Source organism: Sunxiuqinia sp. (assembly GCF_055140945.1).
Genome location: NZ_JBSQYS010000013.1, coordinates 89,586 through 115,369, shown reverse-complemented (window position 1 = coordinate 115,369; position 25,784 = coordinate 89,586). Strand labels below are relative to the sequence as shown.

Annotated in this window: 18 protein-coding genes; 15 read left to right on the top strand and 3 right to left on the bottom strand. The window is 40.0% G+C overall.

What is annotated here, in order from left to right; all coding sequences use genetic code 11:
• Window positions 1-673: 673 nt before the first annotated feature.
• The 14 genes from ACTB00_RS08430 to uxuA all read left to right on the top strand — a co-directional run bounded on the left by ACTB00_RS08430 (window position 674) and on the right by uxuA (window position 21,876).
• Window positions 674-3,055, top strand: a complete 2,382-nt coding sequence (locus ACTB00_RS08430) for a hypothetical protein (RefSeq protein ID WP_463299472.1) — start codon at window positions 674-676, stop codon at window positions 3,053-3,055.
• Window positions 3,056-3,085: 30 nt separating this feature from the next.
• Window positions 3,086-3,469 carry a hypothetical protein gene (locus ACTB00_RS08425; protein ID WP_463299471.1) on the top strand — a complete coding sequence of 128 codons (384 nt, stop codon included), beginning with the start codon at window positions 3,086-3,088 and terminating at the stop codon, window positions 3,467-3,469.
• 354 nt (window positions 3,470-3,823) lie between these two features.
• A complete protein-coding gene (locus tag ACTB00_RS08420; protein WP_463299470.1) occupies window positions 3,824-5,401 on the top strand; it encodes a hypothetical protein in 1,578 nt (525 codons plus the stop codon).
• Window positions 5,402-5,571: 170 nt separating this feature from the next.
• Entirely contained in the window at window positions 5,572-7,719 is a 2,148-nt protein-coding gene (locus ACTB00_RS08415) for a hypothetical protein (protein WP_463299469.1), read from the top strand.
• 193 nt (window positions 7,720-7,912) lie between these two features.
• Window positions 7,913-10,030 (top strand): PKD domain-containing protein, encoded by a 2,118-nt coding sequence (locus ACTB00_RS08410; RefSeq protein ID WP_463299468.1) that lies wholly within the window; start codon window positions 7,913-7,915, stop codon window positions 10,028-10,030.
• Between the two features lie 96 nt (window positions 10,031-10,126).
• Window positions 10,127-12,037, top strand: a complete 1,911-nt coding sequence (locus tag ACTB00_RS08405) for a family 43 glycosylhydrolase (RefSeq protein WP_463299467.1) — start codon at window positions 10,127-10,129, stop codon at window positions 12,035-12,037.
• Window positions 12,038-12,066: 29 nt separating this feature from the next.
• Window positions 12,067-14,445 carry a glycoside hydrolase family 3 N-terminal domain-containing protein gene (locus ACTB00_RS08400; protein ID WP_463299466.1) on the top strand — a complete coding sequence of 793 codons (2,379 nt, stop codon included), beginning with the start codon at window positions 12,067-12,069 and terminating at the stop codon, window positions 14,443-14,445.
• A gap of 53 nt (window positions 14,446-14,498) precedes the next feature.
• Complete coding sequence (locus ACTB00_RS08395; RefSeq protein ID WP_463299465.1) at window positions 14,499-14,693, top strand: hypothetical protein; 195 nt, start codon at window positions 14,499-14,501, stop codon at window positions 14,691-14,693.
• Window positions 14,694-14,711: 18 nt separating this feature from the next.
• Window positions 14,712-16,010, top strand: a complete 1,299-nt coding sequence (locus ACTB00_RS08390; RefSeq protein WP_463299464.1) for a hypothetical protein — start codon at window positions 14,712-14,714, stop codon at window positions 16,008-16,010.
• A 77-nt stretch (window positions 16,011-16,087) separates the two neighbouring features.
• Window positions 16,088-18,268 carry a hypothetical protein gene (locus ACTB00_RS08385; RefSeq protein ID WP_463299463.1) on the top strand — a complete coding sequence of 727 codons (2,181 nt, stop codon included), beginning with the start codon at window positions 16,088-16,090 and terminating at the stop codon, window positions 18,266-18,268.
• Window positions 18,269-18,307: 39 nt separating this feature from the next.
• The gene (locus ACTB00_RS08380; protein ID WP_463299462.1) at window positions 18,308-19,267 is read left to right on the top strand and encodes an MBL fold metallo-hydrolase; all 960 of its coding nucleotides are present in this window, start codon (window positions 18,308-18,310) and stop codon (window positions 19,265-19,267) included.
• Between the two features lie 156 nt (window positions 19,268-19,423).
• Window positions 19,424-19,801 (top strand): hypothetical protein, encoded by a 378-nt coding sequence (locus ACTB00_RS08375; RefSeq protein WP_463299461.1) that lies wholly within the window; start codon window positions 19,424-19,426, stop codon window positions 19,799-19,801.
• Between the two features lie 31 nt (window positions 19,802-19,832).
• Window positions 19,833-20,621 carry an SDR family NAD(P)-dependent oxidoreductase gene (locus ACTB00_RS08370; RefSeq protein WP_463299460.1) on the top strand — a complete coding sequence of 263 codons (789 nt, stop codon included), beginning with the start codon at window positions 19,833-19,835 and terminating at the stop codon, window positions 20,619-20,621.
• Window positions 20,622-20,658: 37 nt separating this feature from the next.
• Window positions 20,659-21,876, top strand: coding sequence for a mannonate dehydratase (gene uxuA, locus ACTB00_RS08365; protein ID WP_463299459.1), 1,218 nt, complete (start codon window positions 20,659-20,661; stop codon window positions 21,874-21,876).
• 354 nt (window positions 21,877-22,230) lie between these two features.
• On the opposite strand, the gene rsmD is transcribed toward uxuA, so the two are convergent.
• From rsmD to ACTB00_RS08350, 3 genes are read right to left on the bottom strand one after another with little or no spacing between them, the layout of a single operon-like run.
• Window positions 22,231-22,788 carry a 16S rRNA (guanine(966)-N(2))-methyltransferase RsmD gene (gene rsmD, locus ACTB00_RS08360; RefSeq protein ID WP_463299458.1) on the bottom strand — a complete coding sequence of 186 codons (558 nt, stop codon included), beginning with the start codon at window positions 22,786-22,788 and terminating at the stop codon, window positions 22,231-22,233.
• A complete protein-coding gene (locus ACTB00_RS08355; protein WP_463299457.1) occupies window positions 22,785-23,618 on the bottom strand; it encodes a DUF3822 family protein in 834 nt (277 codons plus the stop codon). The genes rsmD and ACTB00_RS08355 overlap by 4 nt, the downstream gene beginning before the upstream one ends.
• A gap of 8 nt (window positions 23,619-23,626) precedes the next feature.
• Window positions 23,627-24,259 carry a hypothetical protein gene (locus ACTB00_RS08350; RefSeq protein ID WP_463299456.1) on the bottom strand — a complete coding sequence of 211 codons (633 nt, stop codon included), beginning with the start codon at window positions 24,257-24,259 and terminating at the stop codon, window positions 23,627-23,629.
• 90 nt (window positions 24,260-24,349) lie between these two features.
• Between ACTB00_RS08350 and ACTB00_RS08345 the strand changes: the two genes are divergently transcribed.
• A complete protein-coding gene (locus ACTB00_RS08345) occupies window positions 24,350-25,774 on the top strand; it encodes an ATP-dependent DNA helicase (protein ID WP_463299455.1) in 1,425 nt (474 codons plus the stop codon).
• The last annotated feature ends 10 nt before the right edge of the window (window positions 25,775-25,784 follow it).

Here is a 25,784-nt window from a genome sequence, read left to right as displayed (position 1 = left end):
CTCTATTACAGGTGCGATAGGCGTTTTAAATTTAGCTTTCTATTTTTGACTCAGTAAGGATTCAATACAAATGTAGATCTATAAGCTGAGGGAAGCGCATCGCAAAGTAGAACGTTTAACTTGTTATTGCCCGTGCAATGAGGAATCTATTTCAAATGGCTTAGCTCTCAATCACACGTCGTCAGTGCGAATAACAAAATTCATTCTCGTGAGATATGTTCGCTTGCCGTAGTTGATACGTTCATTGTTAATTAAAAATGAAATTGCAGAGCTGTTGATTCACATTTTTGTTAAAAAATGAGTTTACAGGAGATATAAGCATACTTTTGCATACAGAAAGCGGGTCAGAAGACAGGCTATTCATGGTTGTATCGTCGAGATTTACTCTTAATTGCGATGACAATTTTCAACTTTCAAACCATTTAACCCTAAAATAATGGTTTTATTCTCAATTCCCAAATTGTTGCATCACCTCTTTTAAGTGGCAGATTATTAATTGCCTACAGAATCCACACGCGGTTTTTTTTATTATCAGCACGTATAGTTAGTCTAGGAAATAAAATTCGCACACTTTTCCTATTGGCGTTCCATAGTTTTGATTACAGATTTCTAAACTAAATGATGAAGAAAAGTTTTTGAATTGAATTTTTTAACATTAATCAAACTAAAACGAATGAAAAAATTATTATTGTGTGCGTTATCGCTTATTAGTGTGTCTTCAGTCAAGGTTATAGCGCAAGAAGTAGTTCAAGACTCTGTTGGCATTGAGATTGTTATTCCAATTGATCATGCAGATGTAACAAAAGACAAAGAGGAAAAGAACCGCAACGTCATGCTTAATGCTGAGAACTCGACAGGCCCAAGAACAGTGAATATTGGGTTGCCATTTAGAGGGGACTTAGTTATTGCTGAAAACGGCGTTCCCGTCGTTTATTACTTCTTTCCAACAAATCCCATGGCCGCGTGGAGAAATGACAATAGTCTCTCGCGGATGGGACTTCTTTCTTTTGAAGAAGGAGCATTATTATACGGTAAGGTAGGAAATCCTGTTCGATCATTTACCCGTGATGCTTCCAGAAGGTTCAGAGGGGCTGCTTCGCTCCTGCTTTCCAGTAATGGAACCTCCCGATATGATGTTACGATGACCGGACCTTTGAGTAAGAGTGGATGGGGGTACATTGTAAGCGCCTACAAAAACTTTGACAAGGGAAATGGTATTAATTATCAATTCACAGATTGGTATGATAATACTGAGATGATGAAAGCAGGTATTCAAAAAGACTACGGCAAAGGTCAGGTTAAACTACTTTATAAGTATGTGGGTGCAAAAATGATCATGTCTAATTACGTACCTCTTCGTTCTGAAGGTGACGGCAAGTTTTCTGAATTAGACAACTTTGATTTAGGTAAAGACTCCTATATTCCAGGTAGTGGATTAATTCCTTACAGAGATTCTCAAGGTAACGCAAAGGTAGCAGATCTGTCTGATGATAAGTTTAGCAAGTCGATCTCACAAAATATATACTTGGTAGGTGATCACAAGTTTGATAATGGATGGAATATGGAATATACGTCGCTTTTTCAAAAAATGAAAGGTACTATGCCCGTTATATTCCCTTTAAGTACGAATATTAATCCTGATGCGAATGGTGGAATTGGCAGCCAGTTGACTTTGAATCAGTTGATTCCTCAAGCGGATGTTACCATGTCTAATTCCAGGTTACAGTTCACTAAGAACATCGGAACACATCGATTAAGAGTTGGTGGTCAATACCAAATGTTCCACCGGGCATATGAAACTTTAAAAGGGATGTATACGATGACGGTAGAAGCGAATCCTCGAATTTATTCGGCTCAAAGAACGGCTACCGGGACTGAGATCACCTATTTTGATGGTACGAATCCGGAAGCGGTGTTAAACCCGGGAAACAATGGTTCTGTGGATGATAATCAGGTAAATAAAGCTGCGTTGTATTTTTCAGATGACTTTTCTTTGGGTAACCGACTTGATTTAGGTTTAGGGTTCCGTATTGAGCATCAGAATTATAAAGAAACACATGATCAGTTTAGTTCAAATGAGCCAGCTGTTGAGTCTGAGTTTATTGACTATGAACAAAATAACAAAATCAATAAGGTTGCCGTTGGTAATTTAACTTATAAGATTGGTAAAAATTTCGGACTTATTGCTGACGGATGTTATAATTCTTATTGGGATATTTTTTGGGACTCTAAACGTGGACCTGACGGTACTCCAATTCCGGAAGAAGGAAATACCTATATCCGTTCAACAATACCAACAGACAATGAAATTGTTGTGACAAAGTATGGAGCTGGTCTCTATTATAATGTAGGAAACAAATTAAATATTGTTTCAAAGGTTACCGGAATTACAAAAGCAAATATTAAAAGTTCGGAAACAACACTTTATAATGCCAGCGCTGAGTCTGCGCTGGGGCAAATGGCTGGATTAGCACAATTGGTGAGAGATGATTTTGGACCGGAATTATACGATATTCAAACTTTAGGATGGACAACTGATATCATGGCTAAACCATTTAAGAATTTCGATATTCATTTATTGGTTACACTTCAGAATCCTAAGTATAAAAACTATAGCCTGGCCTACAAATTCGATGCTACTCCTACGCCTTATGGAGTGACTGTTCCGGCTGGTGAAGGATCCTACGACTATTCAGAGAATCAAGTAGTCGGATTATCAAAAGTATTACTGGAAATTGATCCAAGTTACAAATTTTATAAAGGAAAACTGAAAGCTTGGGTAAGCCTACGCTATTTTGGCAAACAATACGGAACTGCATTAAATACAGTTGAATATAACCCATGGTGGGAAAGTTTTGGAGGCATAGATTATACAATGAGTCGCAATGTTCAGATTCAGTTCAAAGTAACCAACTTTTTGGATGAAAGAGGAATCAAAGGTGACTTAGTTAATTCCATGCAAATGGATGCCGCAAAAGCAGAGCAGTTAAATGCAGTTGTAGCTTCAGCAATTCGTCCACGGCAGTTTGAATTATCAATAGATTTTAAATTTTAAACCATTGTAATTAATTAAAAGAATAGAGTTATGAAAAAGTTAATGATGTTTTTATTTACAGCAGCAATTATTGCTTTATCAACTAGTGTAAACGCCCAGGACAGTAAAGATTACTTTGTTGGAAAATGGGATATTCTCACCGAAGGAACTCCAAGTGGAGATGCTCATTCAACCCTGATCTTGAAAAAGGGAGAAGAAGGTAAATTAACGGGTACTTTCCAATCGGAAGGAAAAGAACCAACCAAGCTTACCCGGTTGGAAGTAAACCCAGATGATATTACTTGCTATTTTGTGGCAAGTGGTTATGACGTATACATTTGGTTAGAAAAGATTGATGAGGATACCATGGAAGGCACTATGATGGACATGTTTGATTGTTATGCGACAAGAATACAAATAAAGGATAAAGAATAGTAGTAGAGTTTGTTAGGACAGTGAAAAGGGGAGTCTTATTCCCCTTTTCTTCTCATAACGTAAATGCATGCAAATGTTCTGCAAACGTGAAGTATGATTTACTACATCTGATTGTTATAGCCATTTCAAGCCAAACGATTTTATATTCCCTGTTTTTCTAATTACTATCAAATTCTTTCCTTCTCTTTTTAGATGGGATAAGGGAATATCTTCTGTACGTGATATCATGATGCTCCGATCAATTTAGTCAACACCTTTTTAAGTCGTTCTTTTTAATGCTTGCCTAGTATATTATCATGGCTCTTTACTTGAGAATTATTAAACAAATATTCAGTAAAAAATAAATATTTAACTATGAAAATGAACATTATCTTTAGTCTTATCCTGACATTGTTGATTTTTAATAATGTCCACGCGAATGGTTCGGAAAAGGCTAAATTAAAGGATATTACATTTTATCCAGAACAACTGGAATGTAATATTAAGCTCACTCTCAAAAATTTAAAGCAGGTTGGCGAAGTGGATGAAAGATACCAGTCATTTAATTTAGAAATGTGCGAAGTGGTTGGTGGTAGATTTTGGATACCCTATGATGAATTGGATTCAACAAAAATACGGGGACGTGGTTTTGATGCTTTAAAACAAAGTATTCCGGCGATTAATCTGTATGAAAAAAAACTACGTGTGCTTACTTCTGCTTTGGGGCCAACTTACATTCGGGTAAGTGGACTCTGGGCTAATACAATTTATTTTCAGGATAACGATAAACCTAAACTGGAAACTGCTCCAGAGGGCTATAATAATGTTTTGACTCGAAAGCAGTGGAAAGGAGTCATTGATTTTGTAGAGGCAGTTGACGGTAAATTAACAACATCTTTTACGATAAGTGATGGTATAAGAGACAAAGACGGTAACTGGACTACGGCCCAAATAAAACCACTGATTAACTATACCAAATCAATCGGAGGGGAAATAGCCATGGCCGAAATGTTTAATGAGCCATCTCATGCTAGTCATGGTGGTGCTCCAAAAGGATATGATGGTGCCTGGTTTGATAGAGACTTTGCTGCTTTTAAAAGCTATATGAGTTCAGCAATGCCTGAAACGAAAATTGCAGGCCCGGGCTCAACAGGTGAAGGAGGTATTATGCCAGGAATATCACTAACAACGGATCAAATATTTGAAGCAGAACCAAAACCAAATTTTGATATTTGGTCGTACCACTATTATGGCGTCTTATCAAAAAGGTGTTTTGGCAGACAAACTCCGGAGGATGCGCTTACAGAAGAGTGGTTGAGCAAAACTGAACTTGGGCTAAAATATTATGAAGAATTTAGGGATAAATACCAACCGGGTATTCCAATCTGGTTGACCGAAACTGCTGAAGCTTCTTGTGGCGGAAATCCCCTGGCTGCCACTTATGTGGATTGTTTCCGTTACCTGGAACAATTAGGTAGGTTAGCAAAAAAGAATGTAAAGGTTGTAATGCATAACACGATTTGTGCCAGTGAATATGGACTGCTTGAGCAGGAAACGTATGAACCAAAGCCTAACTATTGGGCAGCATTGCTCTGGAACAAACTAATGGGAACCAAAGCCTATGAGGCAAGTTTGCCAGTTGAAGGTGTGGATGTTTTTGTTCATAATCTGAAAAATTCATCGAACGGCTTGGCTGTCATGATTGTAAACCCAAAGAATTCAGAATGTTCTATTTCTATTCCTGCAAAGGCAGAGCAGTATTTGTTTACAGGTGATGAGCTTCAGCCAGAAACTGTAAATGAGCTGCTAACAAAAACGGTAAAATTGAATGGTAAGGTACTTGAATTAAATCCTGATGAGACTTTACCTGAACTTAAAGGGGAAAAGATAAAAGCAGGAGAAGTTCAACTCCCTCCATATAGTATTGTGTTTCTTTCGTTTAAAAATATCTAATGACTATTTACTCTGATAGATAGATACGTGGGGTTTTTAATTTATCCCTTCTCTGTGAAAAGAGAGGGGAAATCTATCTGCTCGATACACCATGATTAGCTAACAAATGTTTTGAAACCAGAGACATTACTTTTAAATCACAAAATAGAAAACTAAAACAAACCTAGAATATGAAAAAAAAATCTGTTGGGTTGTCCCTGTTCCTGCTGCTTTGGTTTTTTGGTAACTGTACCAATAGCAACAAAACCGTTCGTATTAGTATAGAGAATATTCAGAATGTAGGCTCTGAAATTGAGTATGCGGTCAGTCAGTTACAAAAATCGACTTCAATTAGTATCAGTTCAATGAATGAAGATCCTGATTATATCATTCGAACTGAGATTGATACTATTAAATATGCGCCTGAGTCCTTTGAGATTACCATTAACGATAAGGCATTGGAATTGCATGCCGGCTCTCCGGTCGGAATTATGTACGGATTGCTGGATATTCAGGATCAGACAGAACAAGGGAACCTGAAACTAGAGGAAAAGAGTATTACCCCTGCTGTTGATTTCCGTGCCATCAAATTTAATTTGCCCTGGCGGTCTTATCGAAATGGTAAAGCACTGGAGATTCACAAGGATGTGTGCCGTGATTTGAATTTCTGGGAATCATTTCTGGACATGATGGTGGAGAACAGATTCAATAAACTGACCTTGTGGAGTCTGCATCCTTTCGCTTATATGGTGAAAACGGAGAAATATCCGGAAGCTTGTGGGCTTAGCGACACAGAGTTAGCAGATTGGCAAAATTTCTGGCACGGTTTGTTCAAGATGGCCAAAGACAGAGGCATTGAAACCTATTTGGTGACCTGGAATATTCACGTTTCTAAAGAGTTTGCCAAGATTCATCAAGTAGCAACTCATAGTCTGAACAATGAGTACAACACCGAGGAAACGGACACTTCAGAGATTGTTAAGGATTATACCCGGGAAACAATAAAAACAGTTATCGATACTTACCCAAATCTTACAGGAATAGGTACTTCGTTGTCTGAAGCGATGCAGGGAATGTCTGCTGATGAAAAAGAACAGTGGATAGAAGACACTTATCTTGAAGGTATGAAGATGGCTTCAAGGAAAATCAAGTTCATTTATCGTAGTAATAGTTCTCCCGGACGCGGCGACAAACTAAGAACGACTGCTGAGCGGTCAAGAAAAACGATAGACGCATTTAATCGCGTTTCGGAGGGTAAAGTGATACTGCCATTTAAATTTAATTGGTCGCATGGCCACGCAACACCTAATTTGGTTAAGGTACACGGTGGAGACCTTTCTGATGCCTATTGGAATCCAACGCCGGAAAGTTATACAATGGCCTGGACAGTCCGTAATGAAGACTTTTTTGTATTGCGTTGGGGTCAACCTGATTTTATACGTGAGCATATTGAAAAGAACTTACATCCTTATGTCAGCGGGTATTTTTTAGGTTCAGAATCATACATCCCGGCAAAAGACTATATCACTTCGCTGCCAGGGACTAGTAATAAATATGCCTTTGAAAGACAATGGATGTATTATAAGATGTGGGGAAGATTACTTTATGATCCGACGACTCCGGATTCCTTTTTCAAGAATGAATTTACACATCGATATCCCCAAAGCGGGAGTCAGCTATATTCTGCCCAAACGAAAGCGAGCCGTGTTCCACTTGTTGTTGCTTCCTACATGGATGCGACATGGGATTTTACCTTGTATTCAGAAGGTTTCGCCAAGTTGGTTACGGAAGATATGGGAGTAATACCTTTAAAAACACTGGCTCGTCAGCGTCCAATGGAACCATCTTGGGTAGGTGTCAGGGATTTTGTGAGAAAAGGAGAGCTGCACGTTGCCGGGAAGATAACTCCGTTAGAATTAGCCGATTCTGTAGAAAACTTCTGTAATGAAGCTCTTGCAGAGCTTGCTGAATTGGATGAGAAGAGAGTCGCTCAAAATGTAGATTTGTTATATGAGGCATCCGACATTAAAGCATGGTCGTATATCGGCTTGTATTTTGCCAACAAACTTCGCTCGGCTTTTTATTATCAGAAGTTTAAGACATCGAAAGATATCACTTATCATCAACAGTCTCTCAAATGGCTGGAGGAGGCAATCAAAGACTGGGAGCAGCTTGTAGCAGTAACAGAGAAGGTTTATGATCCCATACCCCTGATGCATCATTTAGGCTATTCTTATTCCGACACCCAACAGAAAAACTATGATAAAGAGTTTCATTGGAAATATCATATGGATGAAGTGTATAAAGAGTTGGAATGGTTGAAAGGCCTAAAAGAATAACGTTTAAAGTGGTACGAAATAGCAAAAGTGAATGTTAAGTGCATAACATCACTGTAGCAAGTTTTTTCATCATCAGTTTTTGTTTGGCATTGCCCCGGGATGTAGCAATATATCCCGGGAATGCCACTAAACTGAGAATAAGAGCGAATTGATAGAATTAAGGTGTTTGGGAAAGTGTATTAAACGTCAGGTTATGAATAAAATGAAATATCAAATTGTTGTTTTTGTCCTCCTTTTGCTAGGAGCATGCAGCACTTCTGACAAAAACGAAAAGACTGCTTCGGGTCAGGATCCTTTGGTTCAGGTTAAAGACTCGTTATTCAACAAGCCTTATATCGATATAGATGAGTGGCGCGATGAGCCTGTACGACACCGCTACGTGCATGGCGGATTCGAAGGTCGTGATACACGCTTTTCATTTTACTTTCCTCCTAAGGAACAATACGAAGGTCGTTTCTTTCAGTACATCACACCGGTTCCCGATAGCGAAAACTTATCGCAGGGAGCTGTTGGCGAAGAGGATAAAATCGGGTTCTCCATCGAAAGTGGCGCCTACTTTATCGAAACCAATGGTGGTGGACAAGATGGTAACGCATTGGGTGGCGGCGATAAAATTTTGGGAGCTTATGGTGCCAATGCCATTTGCGCCATGTACTCGCGCGAGTTAGCTGTCGAAATGTATGGCGATCATCGTTCTTATGGCTATGCCTTTGGCGGAAGTGGCGGAGCCTACCGAACAATCGGCGGATTTGAAAATACAAAAGATATTTGGGATGGTGTGGTGCCTTTTGTTATTGGTTCGCCAATGGCCATTCCCAATGTGTTTACAGTGCGTATGCACGCCATGCGTGTGTTGCAAAATAAGTTTCCGCAAATCGTTGATGCGTTGGAGCCGGGCGGAAGCGGCAATATGTACGAAGGGCTTAACCTGGAAGAACGTGAAGCTTTGGCTGAGGTGACAAAAATGGGGTTTCCTCCTCATGCCTGGGTTGCCTATAAAACAATGGGCATTCACGCTTTTAATGCGCTTTATGGCGGTATGCTGATGGCCGACAAATCTTACTTTAGCGATTTTTGGGAAAAAGAAGGCTATCTGGGATACAACCCTCCCAAATCTTTGGTTGCAGGCAGACTTCAGCATCAATCAAAAATTAAAAGATTAATCTATGCCGCTGATGCTGTTGCCATGGGATTGGGAATTGAAAGTATGCCCGGGCAGGCACGCGGAAGCGCTGACGCTGCCTGGAAGGCACTCGACGATAAAGGCAACGAGTTGCCTCTGGCCTTTCAACTGGAAACCGCTCCGCGTAAAGTGCAGTTTTTGGGGGGTGAAGTGAGTATGCTAAGTGGTCGCGCAAAAGGAAAAGATTTTGCAGCCCGAAGCATTGAAGGTGATGTTGTAATCCTGGGTGAAGTAGCCTCAAAAAGAAAGTTAGCTCGCGTAACAGTTGGTGATGAATTGGTGGTTGATAACTCCAATTTTTTGGCAGCGCAAACCTACCACCGTCACCAGGTGCCAGGGCCCGAATATAAGGTGTGGGATATGTTCCGCGATTATCAAGGCACACCGATTTATCCGCAGCGCAATATCATTCTCGGGCCAATCTTTACAAGCGGTGCTGCAGGTGCTGTGCCCACAGGTAAGTTTGAGGGGAAAATGATTGTTCTTGAGAATTTATGGGATACGGAAGCTTTTCCATGGCAGGCCGACTGGTACCGGGATCAGGTGAAAGCATATTGGGGCGACAAGGCCGATGACCATTTTGTGTTGTGGTATACCGACCGTGCTAATCACGGAGATTTTTCAAAGCAGCATTATCCAACACATATGGTTAGTTATTTGGGGGTTCTTCAACAGGCACTACGCGATTTAAGTGCCTGGGTGGAAGACGGGGTTTACCCGCCTAAAACAACTAACTACACCATTGTTGATGGGCAGGTTATTGTGCCGGAATCAGCAAATGAGCGGAAAGGTATTCAACCTACCGTATCCGTATTGGCCAATGATACCATCAAAGCTGTCGTGAAAGTGGGAGAAGAAGTTGATTTTCGAGCAGCCATTCAGGTGCCTGCTGGAACAGGGAAGATCGTTGCTGTTGAGTGGGATTTTGAAGGCGAAGGTACCTATCCGATAGCCGAAGAACTGGAATCACCTCTAAAGGAAGAATTGGAGATTCAGCGCACTTACAAGTTTCTGAAACCTGGAACCTATTTTCCTACAGTAAGAGTGGCTTCACAACGTGAAGGAAACACCGAAAGTGCTTTTGCACGCATTCAGAATTTGGCAAGAGTGAGGGTTGTGGTGCAATGAAATTAAAAGCTGTAAGCGAGTGTATTGCTAATTGCTAGCTTGTTGTGTTTGAGGCTTGAGAAGTTGAATGTTGAGAATTAATGAATAAATGGGATTATGAAAAAATTGATAGTGCTAACATTGGGATTGGTAATTTTTCTCGGTCAATCATTATTGGCTCAGAATCCATTTTTACCACCAACCGCTTTTATTCCTGATGGTGAACCTCACGTGTTTGGTTACAAGGGGGAACAGCGTCTTTTTATATATGGTTCCCGCGATGAAATAGTAAGCGATTATTGTGGTTATGGCCACGATGTTTGGTCTGCTCCGGTTGACGATTTGACAAAATGGACCAACCACGGCGAAGTATTTAATGTAAAACAGGTTTGGGATATTGGATATGGGAAGAGAGAGGATGCTAATTTTGGAGCACCCGATTGTGTCTATAATCCAATAACAAAGAAATACTATTTGTATACTTTCTTCCTGAAAGATTATAAGATGGATGGAAAGGAAGGTCCGCTGCCTGGTTCTGACGGAGCTATTCCAGGTTATTGCGATCTGGGGCCACTGTGTTTTATGGCAGAAAGTGACAGCCCGACAGGACCATTTACGAACCCTGTAGTATGCGATTGGCCTCCCGCAAGCGAAGGTGGTACTTTCGATCCTTCTGTTTTGGTTGATGAGCAAGAGGATGGATCCGTAAAAGTGTATGCTTTTTGGGGAAAGAAAAAAGGCGATCGTTGGGCACAGATTGACCCGGAAGATATGCATACGATAATAGATCCGGTTACTGGAAAGAAGCAGAGTAATCGAAGAACAAAAATAACCCCTCGGGAAGTCGTCTATAAAACCTTGAATAATCCGGTGATGAATAAGTACTCAACGGTATTTGAAGCTTCCTCAATAAAAAAAGTGGCAGAGGGTAAGTATGTTTTTGTTTATTCTCCAAACATGTCCTCTTTGACGAATGACAGGTACCCGGCTTTAGCTTATTGCTACAGCAACAGTCCTGAAGGACCCTGGACTTATGGCGGTATCATCGTTGACAATGGCAAGAACTGGGATTATGGAAATAACCACGGTAGCATTGCAAAAGTGAATGGCCAGTGGTATGTGGTTTACCACAAAAGTACAAGCAACTCTTACAATCGGCAAGCCATGATTGAACCCATCGAAATTCGGATTGAAGGTGAGAAAGTCGTAATTCCCGAAGTGGAGATGAGTTCTCAGGGGATTTATTCTAATGGTCTGGATGCCTTTAAACGCTACAATATCAATACGATTTGTTACAAATCAGATGAAATTAAAATAGCAGGTTCACAGCGTAACCCTGATGGATTGAATCCATTGGTTGGGATTACAGGTGAGAATGCAATTGTGGGAATTAAGTACCTGAACTTTGGTGAGAAGGAAATTGAGGACAGGGATCAGTTGAATTTCAGAATGAATGCGATGATGATTTCTCCCGGTGCCTCAGTAACGCTATGGGTAGTTCCAAAGACTGATTTTAACGACGAAACCAAACGCATAAAACTGGGCACTTTCGAACTTTCCCGCTTTATGAGTGCCGATGGAAAATACCATGACATTCGGTTACCAATAGTTGGATTGGACGATAACAAGCTATTAAATGATGTAGGCGGGTTAAAAGGGACAATGGGCGTATTGATCTCCTTTATTGGTAGCGTTGATGGCAAAGAAATATGCCGGATAAAAGAATATGAGTTTGCAAAAGGAAATACGCCTACTCCTAATCCGTTGCACGCAATTACTATCAAAGGATCTGTGAAAAATGGGCAGATTTCCACGATTCCCACTAAAGCCAGAGCAGGAGAATCGGTGAAGGTAATTGTAGAGCCGCAAACCGGGTATGAATTCAAATCAATTCAGGTTCAAGGTAAGCGAAATAAAAAACTAAGTATAAACAAGAATGGCGATGCGCCTTATGCGCCTCAAAGCTTCAATTTTGAGATGCCTGATGGCGACGTGGATGTTGTCGTAAAAATGGGTTCAGAGCAATAAAGATTAAAATAAATAAAAATATTAAGCAGATGAGAAAACTAATTAACAAGCTTGTAATTGCCGGAATGATACTGTCAGGAATTATTTCCTATAGTGCACATGCGCAGGAAGCTTCCCCTAAAGCTCCGCAATTAGGCAAAGCGCCCGTTAAAGAGGTCATTGCTGCAATGAGCTTAGAGGAAAAAGCCAGTTTTGTGGTAGGCCCCGGCATTAAATCCAGCTCAATGATTGGTGCAAAGATGAACCCCTTTCAGCCCGCCGAGGGTACACTGGCATACACAGTGGACCCGCCTGCCAGTAAAGGGGCAGGATGGACACTGGCCATTCCCCGCTTAGGAATTCCCTCAATAGTTATGGCTGACGGCCCGGCCGGAGTGAGTCTGGCTTTGAGACGGCCTGAAGATTTAGAGAATAAATATTTTAGTACGGCTTTTCCTGTGGCAACAGCTGTGGCATCAACCTGGGATGAAGAATTGGTTTATAAGCTTGGGCAGAGCTATGGAAACGAAGTTGCGGAATACGGTGTAGACATCCTTTTAGCGCCAGCGGTCAACATCCAACGTAATCCATTGAATGGAAGAAATTTTGAATATTTTTCAGAAGATCCATTATTGTCTGGAAAGATGGGGGCAGCTATGATTCGTGGTGTTCAGTCGAAAGGTGTTGGTGTGTCGCTGAAACACTTTGTTGCGAATAATCAGGAAACCAACCGCACCAATGTGGATGCAGTAATCAGTGAACGTGCACTGCGTGAGATCTATCTTAAGGGCTTTGAGATTGCAGTAAAAGAATCTGAGCCTTGGACAATAATGGCTGCCTATAATTTAGTGAATGGAAAGCCCTGTACTGCCAATCGCGATTTACTACATGACGTTCTTAGAGAGGATTGGGGTTTTAATGGTTTAGTCATGACAGATTGGGGGGTGAAGGCTGATGCCGGAGCACAAATGAATGCCGGACTAGACTTAATTATGCCCGGGCCACATCAATCAGAGGACATCATCAAAGCGGTTGAAGAAGGGAGATTGAGTAACGCAGTTTTGGATAAACGAGTAGAGCATATTCTGAACCTGATCATGAGAACGCCTAAGTTTCAGAATTATTCCTATTCGAATAAGCCTGATTTGAAGGCGAATATTGATGTTGCACGAAAAGTTGCTGCTGATGGAATGGTACTGCTTAAAAATGAGAATCAAGTTTTACCAATTGTAGACTTTGACAAAAGCATTGCACTATTCGGAAATGGTTCTTACGTAACCAATGCCGGAGGTGCAGGGAGTGGGTTTGTTATGAATGCACCGGAGCCAAAGGTTTTTGCCTCCGGATTAGAAGAGGCCGGATTTAAATGCTACAAACCGTTGGCTGATGTTTACAACGGTTATATCAATAAGAATACGCCAAGAAGCAGATTTATCGATCGGATCAGAGGGAGGATTGCACGAGCTCCCGAATTGCAGATTGATAGCCGGTTGGCGAAGGAAACTGCTCAAAATGCAGATGTGGCGCTGGTTACCATTCGTCGAAACTCAGAAGAAGGTAAAGATCGGGAAATAGAATATGATTTTAAGCTTTCTGAAACGGAGTTGCAAAATTTAACAAACATCAGCGAGGCTTTTCATAAAAAAGGGAAAAAGGTAATCGTTGTACTCAACATTGGCAGCGCTATTGAAACGGCAAGTTGGCGCGATTTGGCTGATGCTATTTTGGTCGCCTGGCAACCAGGTCAGGTGGCTGGCGATGCATTAGCAGATGTTGTTATGGGGAAAATTAATCCAAGCGGGAAATTGCCGATCACTTTTCCCAAAAGCTATTCCGATGTTCCCTCAGCAACAAGTTTCCCCGGATTAGAATTAGCTGGTCAGCCGACCTCCGTTTATAACGAAGGTGTTTATGTAGGTTATAGGTACTATGGTTCATTTAATATTGAAGAGGCCTTTCCATTTGGCTATGGTTTGAGCTATACCAATTTTAAATATGACGATCTGAAAACGAGTAGTCAGAAATTTACAGAAACGATTGATATTTCACTAACTGTAAAAAATGCAGGTGAAGCTGCCGGTAAAGAAGTTGTTCAATTGTACCTGTCAGCACCTGATGGTAAATTGGAAAAACCCGCCTATGAACTAAAAAAGTACGCAAAAACAGCATTGCTTCAACCAGGAGAGGTGGAAACCATCAAGTTTACACTTAATAAAATGGACTTAGCTTCTTTCGATGCAGATCGGTCAATGTGGATTGCAGAACCAGGGACTTACCAAATCCACATTGGTGCGTCAAGTAAGGACTTTAGATTGGACAAGAGCTTTGAAGTCAAAAAGGAGATTCAGGTTGAGAAGGTGAATAAGGCCTTGTCTCCGGAAGTTGTCTTGAACGAGTTAAGTAGGATAACCCCAGGGAATGCGGAGTGATATTGGACCGATATGATCAAATCTAGCTGAAAATGAAAAGCCAATAAAACCCTTTGGTTGGGATTACAAGCGAGAAAGCAATTGTGGGAATTATGTACCTGAACTTTGGTGCGAAAAAGATCGAGGATAAGGATCAGTTAAATTTCAGAATGAAAGTGATGATGATTTCTCCCGATGCCACAATAACGCTTTGGGCAATTCCAAAGACCGATAGAACAGAACTGGCTGTCTTGTTAATTAATTCCTGAAAATTATAAAAAAGAGATATGAGTGTAAATAAAATAGTGCTACAAATCGTATTCAGTATAGTGTTAATAGGCATTTGTAGCAAAAACTTAATTGCTCAAAGTGAATTAACGCATCCTAAACTTCGATATTATTTATCAGAAGATAAATCATCGTATGCAGGTTTCGTTATGATAAATCAAGTTTGGACAAGAGTAATTCAAAATAATCCGGATATGAATGGTGTATATGAAGCTAGTGATTTTGATGTTGGAATAAGACGAAGTCGCTTAATTTTTTACACATCATTATTGGATAAGGTGTATATATTCACTCAAATGGGGTCTGATGGGCTAACATTCAATAATTCAGAAAAACCTCAATTTTCATTGTATAATGCTCACACTGAATTCTTTTTGAAGAAAGATATTCTTCATGTTGGGTTTGGGTTACATACCTGGAATGGAATTTCACGTTACAACAACAGTAGCGCAACAAAACGATTGGTTATAGATAATCCGGCGTTTACATACCCAGTAGCGGGTATTTGGGATAGGTTTGGAAGACAATTAGGGATTTATGCTAAAGGTACTGTTGCAAAACTAAATTATCGGATGTCAGTTGCTAAGCCTTTCTTAACAGGAACAGATTTGGCCAATGACAATAGTACAACTGCGAGAGCTAATGATAATATGGCCTATAAAGGTTATTTCAGTTGGCAGTTTTTTGATAAGGAGAGTCAATCGCACGCCATTACCATGAATAATCTAGGAAAGGCAAAAATGTTCAACATTGGCGCTGGTTTTTATTATCACCCGGAAGCCATGTTTTCAAGAACAGAGGCTGAGAATCTCGAAGTTGCAGACATATTTCTTTTTTCTACTGATTTATTCGTTGATCTCCCTTTTAAGAATGGTGGTGCAATGACATCTTATTTAGGTTACTTTAATTATGACTTTGGCAAAGACTATATAAGGTCTGCAGGCCGAATGAATGTATCCATGGCCGATAAGGGCATGGCTATTCCACAAGGTATAGGCAACAGCGAATGGGAGGTTGGTACTGGTAGCATTTTAAGAGGAGAATTTGGCTATCTCTTACCAAATAAGATGATGAATTCACAAATTCAGCCATTTAGTGCCATTACCTATAAAGATTTTGAAGCACTGGATGAGGCTTCTACACAGTTTGATATAGGTGTCAATATCTTGCAAATGGGGCACAATATTAAGTGGACTTTTCAGGGATCGAGCAGACCAATCTATAATTTGGTTGCAGGCCAAAATGTTATTACAGATACCAAATGGCAGTTTATTATGCAAGCACAGATTTTTTTCTAGTCATACCAGGCCATTAAGCCCGGCTTTCCATTGACTGAGTATTTTGATTATGAACAAAAACCAATAAATAAATAATTATGAAAAAATCGTTTTTTGTCTTTTTAAAATCAAAAATAAACATTGTAATAATGTCTATTGCGTTGTTTGGGTGCGCTAATGCAACCCAAAAAGTAACATTAAATGTCGGGCAGACAGATCCTAAAATTCAGTTTGCATTAGACAATATCAAGGAAGCATTAACTGAAAAGGGAATGAAACTTCAATTGACTCAAGATGTAAATGCTGATATAGTATTTAGTCTGCAGTCGAATAAGGATGGTATTGAGGAAGAAGGTTTTAGTTTGGTTAAAGATGATAAAAAGATTCAAATTATTGCCACAAGTAACTCAGGTGCTATGTATGGCGGGCTTGAGTTGGCTGAACAAATTCAAGTGTATGGATTGAAAAATATAAAAGAAGTTACTCAAAATCCATATACAAAAATGCGAGGAACAAAGCTAAATATCCCACTGGATGCAAGGACACCTACCTATACGCAAATGGGTGATGCAGGACAACAGAACATACCTGTAATGTGGGATATGGATTTTTGGAAAGAGTATATCGATGCCCTTGCAAAAGACCGATATAACTTCATTTCTATTTGGAGTTTGAATTGTTTCCCTTCAATGGTGCGAACGCCTGGTTACGAAGATATTGCATTGGATAATGTAGTAAGATCTACTGGAAAGTTAAAGGATTGGTATTCATTGAAAGGCCAAAACTTCGGTGGACCTGAGGTGCTGGATTCTACAGAGGTTGTGGTTGAAATCACAATGGACGAAAAAATGGAGTTCTGGCGTAACGTAATGAAATATGCAAAGGACAGAAATATCAATTTTTTTATTTTAAACTGGAATATTTATGACTATGGTATTTATGGAAAATATGGTATAACTGACGACCAAAATAACGAAGTGACCAAGGATTACTTCAGGAAGAGTGTTGCCGCCATGTTTAGGGCTTATCCTGATTTAAGCGGGTTTGGATTAACAACTGGCGAAAATATGGATCCGCACGACCCGATTGGCGCTGAGAACTGGGCCTTTGAGACCTATGGACAAGGAATGTTGGATGCTGCTGCAGAGATGCCTGATCGGAAATTTACCTTAATTCATCGTCAGCATTGGACAAAAGCCGAAGAAGTGAAAGCCAGCTTTGGTCCGGTAATCGAAAACGAGAATATTGATCTTATTTTTAGTTACAAATATTCAGGAGCACACTCTTACAGTAATACCACACATGATTTTCATGTGGATTTTGTTAAGGACATCAAGCCTGCAGGAATGGAAACTATTTGGACTTTACGAAACGATGATAATTATATGTTCCGGTGGGGAGCTCCGAATTTTGTTCGTGAGTTTATTCAAAATCTTCCTGATGATGTTACTCGTGGATATTATATGGGATCCGACGGATGGGTCTGGGGGCGTGATTTTATCAGTAAAGATCCAGATGTATCAGGAGCGGTTGAAATCAAAAGACATTGGTTTTCATGGATGTTGTGGGGTAGGTTAGGTTATGATCCTAATTTTTCTAATCAAAGAATGGCTCAGATCATGCAATACCGATTCCCTGAAATTGATGGAGAAAAACTCTTAACAGCATGGAATGCAGCCTCTATGACCTACCCGGTTACAACCGGATTTCACTTCTTTGGTCATGATATGCAATGGTATGTCGAAGGCTGTATGAGTGAACCACGCTCGGCACGAAATAAAAAAGGGTTTCACGACGTGAAACGCTTTATCGCTTCAGACCCACATCCATTATCTGGTTATCAATCCATTTACGAATTTGTCAAAATGAAAGAGGCAGATGGAACAACTGATCTTAAAACTCCTTTTGAAGTCGCACAGATACTGCATCAGAATTCGGAAAAAGCTATGAAATTGCAAAAAGAATTGCAGGGTGTAAATGATCCTGAGTTAAAACGAACATTGACCGATATTAAACTGATGGCCATGCTTGGGAAGTATTATGCACTTAAAATTGACGCTGCAACAAACTTGGCACTTTATCAAAAAACAGAAGACAAAACCTATCAGGAGGCCTCTATTTCTCAGTTAACAGAAGCATTTGATGTGTATAAAACCTATGCGTCCTTAGCTGAAGAGCACTATGTTAATCCAATTTGGATGAACCGTGTAAGGACTTTTGACTGGGATCCTCTAATTGAAGAAGCCAAAAAGGATATGGAAATCCCTAAGGAATATTGATCGTGACGGGAATTTTCATCGATTAAAGATTAAGAACTTATGAAATCAAAAACAAAACGAATCTATCAGAATTTGGCACTATTGACCACTCTATTTCTAGTCTGTGGTATATCACAAATAGTGAATGGAGCTCAATGGACTCCAACGAAAACATCCGCCAGATACAATGACATAATTTTTCATGCCACGAAAATAACGGATGGAGTTACGCAAATACAATGTTCAGACCGGGCAGCATACGTGTATCTTGTTGAAGGCACTGAAAAAGCGGTGCTTATTGACGCAGGGATTGGAGTTGGAAACTTAAGGACTTTTGTGGAAACTCTGACAGACAAACCTGTTTCGGTGCTGGTAACGCACTATCATTTAGGAGGCACAGGTGGTGCCGGCGATTTCGAGAACGTCTATATGCATCAAAAGGATATTGAATGGTATGACAAGGATGGTGGACAACCTTTATCTAAAAGAATGCTTTCGAATAGGCCTTACTTTGCTTCGCAAGAAAAATGGGATAAGTTTGAGTTGAAAGACTTTCCTCCGAACAGGCCTGCTGACCAGTTTAAAGCCATAAATGACGGAGATACTTTCGACCTGGGAGTAACATCCGTGATTGCCTATCATGTGAAAGGTCACACTCAAGGGAATATGGCATATCTGGTAACTGACCAGAAGCTTCTTATCAGTGGAGAAGGGGTTTCCTCTTCTGTGTCATTGATGAAGGGAGACGCAGGTTTGGCAACGTTTGAAGAGAGCCTAAAAGAGCTTGCTTCAAAAACTGTTGGCCGCTTTGACAAAATTCTTATTTCAAACGGCGATCCTTTGCCGAAGGAAGTACTGACTTATCTTATCAATGCTTGTGAAGGAGTTCGGAATGGTACCGCAACGATCAAACTTAACAAGAGAAAACGAGATGAGGTTAAGCTAACGGTTTTTGATGATGGGAGCGAGCCACAAGAAGTTGGTGAAATCAAGTATGACCAGAGGCTTGTTAATGAGTAAAATAAAGATTGGGTGGCCTTCACTGGGGGTCACTCAATGTATGTTTCTCATTAGCGTAAATATCTGATGTGTTCAAGAATTTCTGAATTTATATAAACGATCGTTTGACCAGGCAAAGCAGCTGTTTAGTCAAGCAAAGAACAAGAAAATTGAAACATGAAAAAGAAAAGTTTATTTATTATATTTTTCTTTGTTTCATTGTCAATTGTTACTTTGGCTAGTGGCAACAAATCTGATTTTTTTATTGGGAAATGGAACGTTGAGATTAAAGGAACACCAGGAGGTGATTCCAAGTTAATTGTTGACTTGAGGCACGACAGCGAAGAATGGAAAGGAACGGTTTCTTCAAAGAAGGATGGCACGGTTGATATTAAAGAAGCAGCGTTAACAGAAGAAGGTATGCTCGTTAGTTTTAAGTCGGGCTGGTTTAATGTGGAATTGCTAATGACTGAAAAGGATTCGAATCATTGTACATGTAAACTGGCCGGTAGATATGATGGTAAGTCTGAACGTGTTACCCCGGCCAGCAAATAAGTTCATAAAAACATCAATTTAAAAAGTTAGCATGAAAGTACAAGGGAAAAAACTTATCGTAACAGGAGCCGGTGGTGGTATTGGTCGCGAACTGGTTGCTGAAATTATCTCTCGCGGAGGAGAAGTTATCGCTGTTGATGTTAACAAAGAAAATCTGGAAAAGACAGTTGCGTTGGCACCTGAAAATATACGACCAGTCGTGTTGGATATCACCAACGCTGAAAAAGTGGTTGAATTTGCACAGAATCCGGAGTATGCTGCAGTTGATGGGATTATCAACAATGCCGGTATCATTCAGCCTTTTGTTAAAATTTTGGATTTAACGGATCAGGATATCAGCAGAATTATGGATGTGAATTTCTATGGCACCCTAAACCTGATAAGAGCATTTCTTCCTGCACTTCTTCGAAGGCCTGAAGCTCATATTATTAATTTATCCAGTATGGGTGGGTTTTTACCGGTTCCGGGACAAGGAATTTATGGTGCAGCCAAAGCAGCCGTAAAACTGATGACCGAAGCTTTGCACGGTGAATTGCGCGAAACAGGGGTGAAGGTATCTGTGGTTTTCCCGGGAGCGGTAAAAACAAATATTAAAGCTAATTCTGGTTTGGCAGAAGAGAACAAGGAAAAAGATGCCAAGCAAGGCATGAAGATTTTGGCGCCGGAAGATGCAGCCCTGCAAATACTGGATGGAATGGAGGGGAATAAAGTTCGAATAATACTAGGTAAGGATGCCAAAATGATGGACTTTCTATATCGATTATCTCCCGGCTTTGCATCAGGTTTAATTGCCAAAAAGATGGCAGATAAATTGAAATAGTACAGAAAGCTAATAGAATATTCTAAAAAAGATTACGATGGGAATGGAACAAACATGGAGGTGGTACGGACCTTCAGACCCTGTTACTTTAACAGATATCAGACAAGCCGGAGCAACAGGTATTGTTACGGCTCTTCACGAAGTACCAATAGGTGAAGTTTGGCCAGAAGAGGCCATTGCAGAAAGGAAAAGACTAATTGAGTTTGATGAGAGTGTTCAACCTCCCGTGAGGAGGGGACTGACCTGGAGTGTGATTGAGAGTATACCTGTGCATGAAGATATAAAACAGGGCAAAGCAACGCGCGATAAATGGATTGAGAAATATAAGGAATCAATCCGCAATGTTGGAAAAGTTGGAATACCGGTGGTGACCTACAACTGGATGCCGGTAGTTGACTGGACCCGCACGAATCTGGAACTCGAATTGAGTGATGGGGCAAGGGCATTGGAGTTTAATATGAGTGATTTCATTGCTTTTGACTTATTTATTTTAAGAAGGGAAGGAGCTGAGGCCGGTTATAGCAAAGCACAGATTGAAATGGCAAAGCAGAAATTTGAAGCTATGAGTTCTGAAAAGCAGTACATCTTGCAAAAGAATATTATTGCAGGTTTGCCTGGTGGACAGGAAGGTTATTCTATTGAGGATTTTAGGGCTCGTTTGGCAGAATATAAATTGATCGATTCCAATGCTTACCGCGAAAACCTAACGTATTTTCTGAAGCAAATCGTGCCGGTTGCAATTGAAGCAGGAGTTCGTCTTGCCATTCATCCAGATGATCCGCCAACTCCTCTTTTTGGCCTCCCACGCGTGGTTAGTACGGAAAACGATTTGCACTACATCGTCAATATCATGGACTCAATTTATAATGGATTATGCATTTGTACTGGTTCGCTGGGTGTTCGTGCTGATAATGACATACCCGGAATAATTGCCCGGCTGGGTAATAAAGTTAATTTCTTACACCTCCGTAGTACACAACGAAATATTGACGGCAGCTTTCACGAGGCCAGCCACCTGCGCGGCGATGTGGACATGTATAGTGTGATTGTAGCCGTTTTGAAAGAACAACGAAAAAGGAATGCCATGAACAGGCACGATGATCGAATTCCGATGCGTGCCGACCATGGGCATACGATTTTGGATGACTTAAAGAAAAAGACAAATCCGGGGTATTCGGCTATTGGTTTGCTGAAAGGGCAGGCCGAATTACGAGGCCTGGAACTTGGTATTGAGAGGAGCGGCTTGATAGTCTGATTGATGAAGAAAAGGATAGCGACTACCTATTTGTTTAGAATACTACTCTAACAGATCACGAATAACGATGATAAGAACAATCTTAATCTTTACAGACTATCTTCTTATTTGCTTAAGCAAAAGTATATTGTGTTTCAGAAAGGAGAGCAGACCGTCAGTTTTGTTTGATAACCTTTCCGTACACTCAGTAAATCTTTTGCTAGTCCTCTTAGTGATATATATAACCAACTTCTGTTTCCCATTCTTTCTTCACAAGTGTTTCACTCAATTCTCTGCATCTTCTAACTGCTTAAATACAGTGGGTTCATCAATCTCTGAATCTAGATAGAAATGAATTTAGAGACTTTAATATGGCTAAAGTGGAATTCCTGCATCCGCTTTTTTGAAAAAGCTGAAATGAACACTGCCGTACTTACGGGTTTCCACTAATTCGTTGAAACTTGAAAAATCATAATACTTGGAGTGTTCCAGAATAAAAAGCCCATCATCTTTCAGTAAATTATTTTTCAGAATTAACTCAGGGACTTCGTTGAATTTGGGATGATCGTATGGCGGATCTGCGAAAATCAGGTCAAACTGATCAACAGTTTGTTCACAGAATTTAAATGCATTTCCCTTAATGGCTCGAATTTCTTCTTTGGCACCCAGTTTTTGGATTACCGAGCGTATGAATTCATGGTGTTGGTAATCCAGTTCTACTGTAGTTACATTGGCACATCCACGAGAAAAAAACTCAAATGAAATACTTCCTGTGCCTGAAAAAAGATCAAGTACTTTTAGCTCTTCAAAGTCGATTCTGTTTGTCAGGATGTTAAACAAGCTTTCTTTAGCACGGTCGGTTGTGGGGCGCGCTTTAAACGACTTCCCGGGGCTAAATTGCCTTCCGCGATGTGTTCCTCCTACAATTCTCATAAATGGTTGTTTAACAGGTTAACAAATCTTGCATCAGGAAGTTGATCAAACAGGTAGCTGTAATAGGTTTCGGTACTCCTATTTTCGATGACGACATTTTTAAAATATTGCTTTAAGTGATGATAAATCGCCGAACGTTTATTAACACGGCCGTTTAGCCGTATTTGAAGGTTTTGTTCGGCTTCAGCCATTTTGGCAACGTGCAAAATGTAATATAATAAGTCGTTGTCGTTACGATACTTGAACGAATTACAAAAGCGAATTGAATCCCCAGCTAAAGCAATTGTTAGTTGATTTTTGTACAGTAAAATATGGAGTCCTTCTTCTGTGTTATTGTTTTTTTCAATCCGGTTAAAGTAGTTGACCAATTCATTCTGAATAATAACTCCCGGGTACTTGTCTTCAAAAAAACGCTTGACTTTTGAGGAAATAGCAAACTGAAGAACAGATTGGTATTTTTTTATCGGAAGGTGGTTCAGTTCCTCTTCATCTGACACACTCAGGTTTAACTTGTAATTTTCAACTGCATCATGGTCCGATAGAAATTCGTCGGGGATTAAAAGCATTTTTCCCGGCGATACATACATAATTTGAACGGATTTGAAATCAGCTTGCAGGATTTCAAACTGATCAAAAATGTCCTTTAACTTGCGATGTAAGAGTTTGGGGTTACCCGAAAAATCCTTATTGAAAAGATAGATGTACTTGTTTTGCAATCCATCGCGGATAGAAAAAGAAAATCCATCCAGACTAAACTGGATGGATAAATAATATTCTTGGGTGAAATTAGAATCGAAAGTTTCGTCAACAAGATGTAAATGTTGTTGCATACGTTTTATTACTCCCAGTTACCGGCATTGTTGTTTGTTTCAGTTAACGAACCAACTCTTAGTCCCGGGTATTTGCCATTCGTACGTTTTTGGTCATTAAGATTAATAATCAGCTGTTCATCCAAGCCCTCGAGAATTGTATTGTTATGAACCTTAGCCTCAAATACCGGAACAATGATTCCTGAACCAGTTGTAATTTCTGTTGCACCTAGATGGAATTTTGCGTCAACCCCTTTTACCGGCACTACGTTTAGCTTATCAATTGGATATGATTCGTTGAATACGTTTTCTAAAACACTCACGTTAATGGTGTCACGAATGATCAAGCCTTTTTTTATTGCAGTTTCTTCAGTCAATCCTGCTTCAATCATACTATCGGTAAGCATACCAATTTTCCTAACTAATGGCAGTGAATCATGCTTCACAAAGTTGATCAATGTATCCCAATCGCCTGTAAATTCGCCGTTTACATCTTTATAAGCTAATTCCGCTTTACGGATGTCTTTCAATTTTTGTACGGTAACTTTAAATCTGGCATCTTTTGCTTTCTCAAATTCAATAGGTCTTTCAACACTGTCGTAGATAAGGTATGCAAGGATGATTGCAGCGACTATAAGTACGATTTGAATTACTGTCTTCATCTTTATCGTTTTAAGATTAGTTTTTGTTTGCATGCAAATTTATAAAAAAAATTAAATTACTATCTGTGGAATAGTTATAATTTCGCATCAATGTTAAAAAAACACATTGAAGAACAAATTCGCGGAAATCTAGGTTTTGAGCCAACAGAAGGTCAATCTGTGCTTGCCGAAAAACTGGGTGAATTTATCACACGTCCTGACCCGGATGTGCTTTTTTTATTAAAAGGATATGCGGGAACAGGGAAAACGAGCATGTTAAATGCTCTGGTTAAAACACTTAACAGTTTTAAGTTTCGCACTATGCTGTTGGCTCCCACGGGGCGAGCGGCAAAAGTTTTGGCTTCTTACACTGGTTGCAGTGCGTATACCATTCATAAAAAAATCTATCGACAACAATCAACAACCGATGGTTTTGGGAAGTTTGCACTTGACAAAAATTTAACAAAGAATTGTTTTTTTATTGTCGATGAGGCCTCCATGATCTCCAATTCTTCTCCTGAAGGGTCGGTTTTTGGAACCGGGCGTTTGTTGGATGACCTTTATGAGTACGTTTATACGGGACAGAATTGCAAATTGATATTGGTTGGCGATACAGCCCAGCTTCCACCGGTTGGCATGGCAATTAGCCCGGCTCTGGATCATTCAGAGCTGGAGATGTATGGGGCTGAAGTGATGCATCTTGAGTTAACAGAAGTTGTACGTCAAGAGCTCGATTCCGGAATCTTACACAATGCTACTAATATTCGCTCGTTGGTTGGGGAAGGTTTTTCTGATCCTGCTTATTTTCCCATTGAGACGACTAATTTTACTGATATCAAGCGAATTGGGGGAGGAGAGTTGATTGATAAAATTACTGAGTGCTACGATAAATTTGGAGAGCAGCAAACGATGGTCATTACCCGATCAAATAAACGAGCCAATAAATTTAATGAAGGTATTCGTTCTACAATTCTATATAAAGAAGCTCAGGTAACTATTGGGGATTTATTGATGATTGTAAAGAACAACTACTATTGGCTGAGTGACGATGAAAGGCTGGATTTTATTGCCAATGGTGATATTGTACAAGTTCAATCAATTTACGGATATGAAGAATTGTATGGTTTTCATTTTGCCAATGTGTGCCTGAAGTTTTTGGACTACGACGATTTGGAGATCGATTGCAAGATTTTGCTGGAAACACTCGATATTGAGACGGCATCGTTAAGCTACCAAGAAAGTCAACGGTTGTATGAATCGGTAGCGGAGGATTACTTGGATATTCGAAGTAAGAAAAAGCGTTGGGAGAAAATTAAAGAGAATAAACACTTCAATGCGTTGCAGGTTAAGTTTGCTTATGCGGTTACCTGCCATAAAGCCCAAGGGGGGCAGTGGGATGCTGTTTTTATTGATCAGGGATATCTGGTTGAAGATATGCTGAATGTTGAATATTTAAGATGGTTGTATACCGCGTTTACCCGTCCGGTAAAAGAGCTCTATCTGGTTAATTTTAATAAAGAGTTTTTCGAGGAATAATCCAACTCGC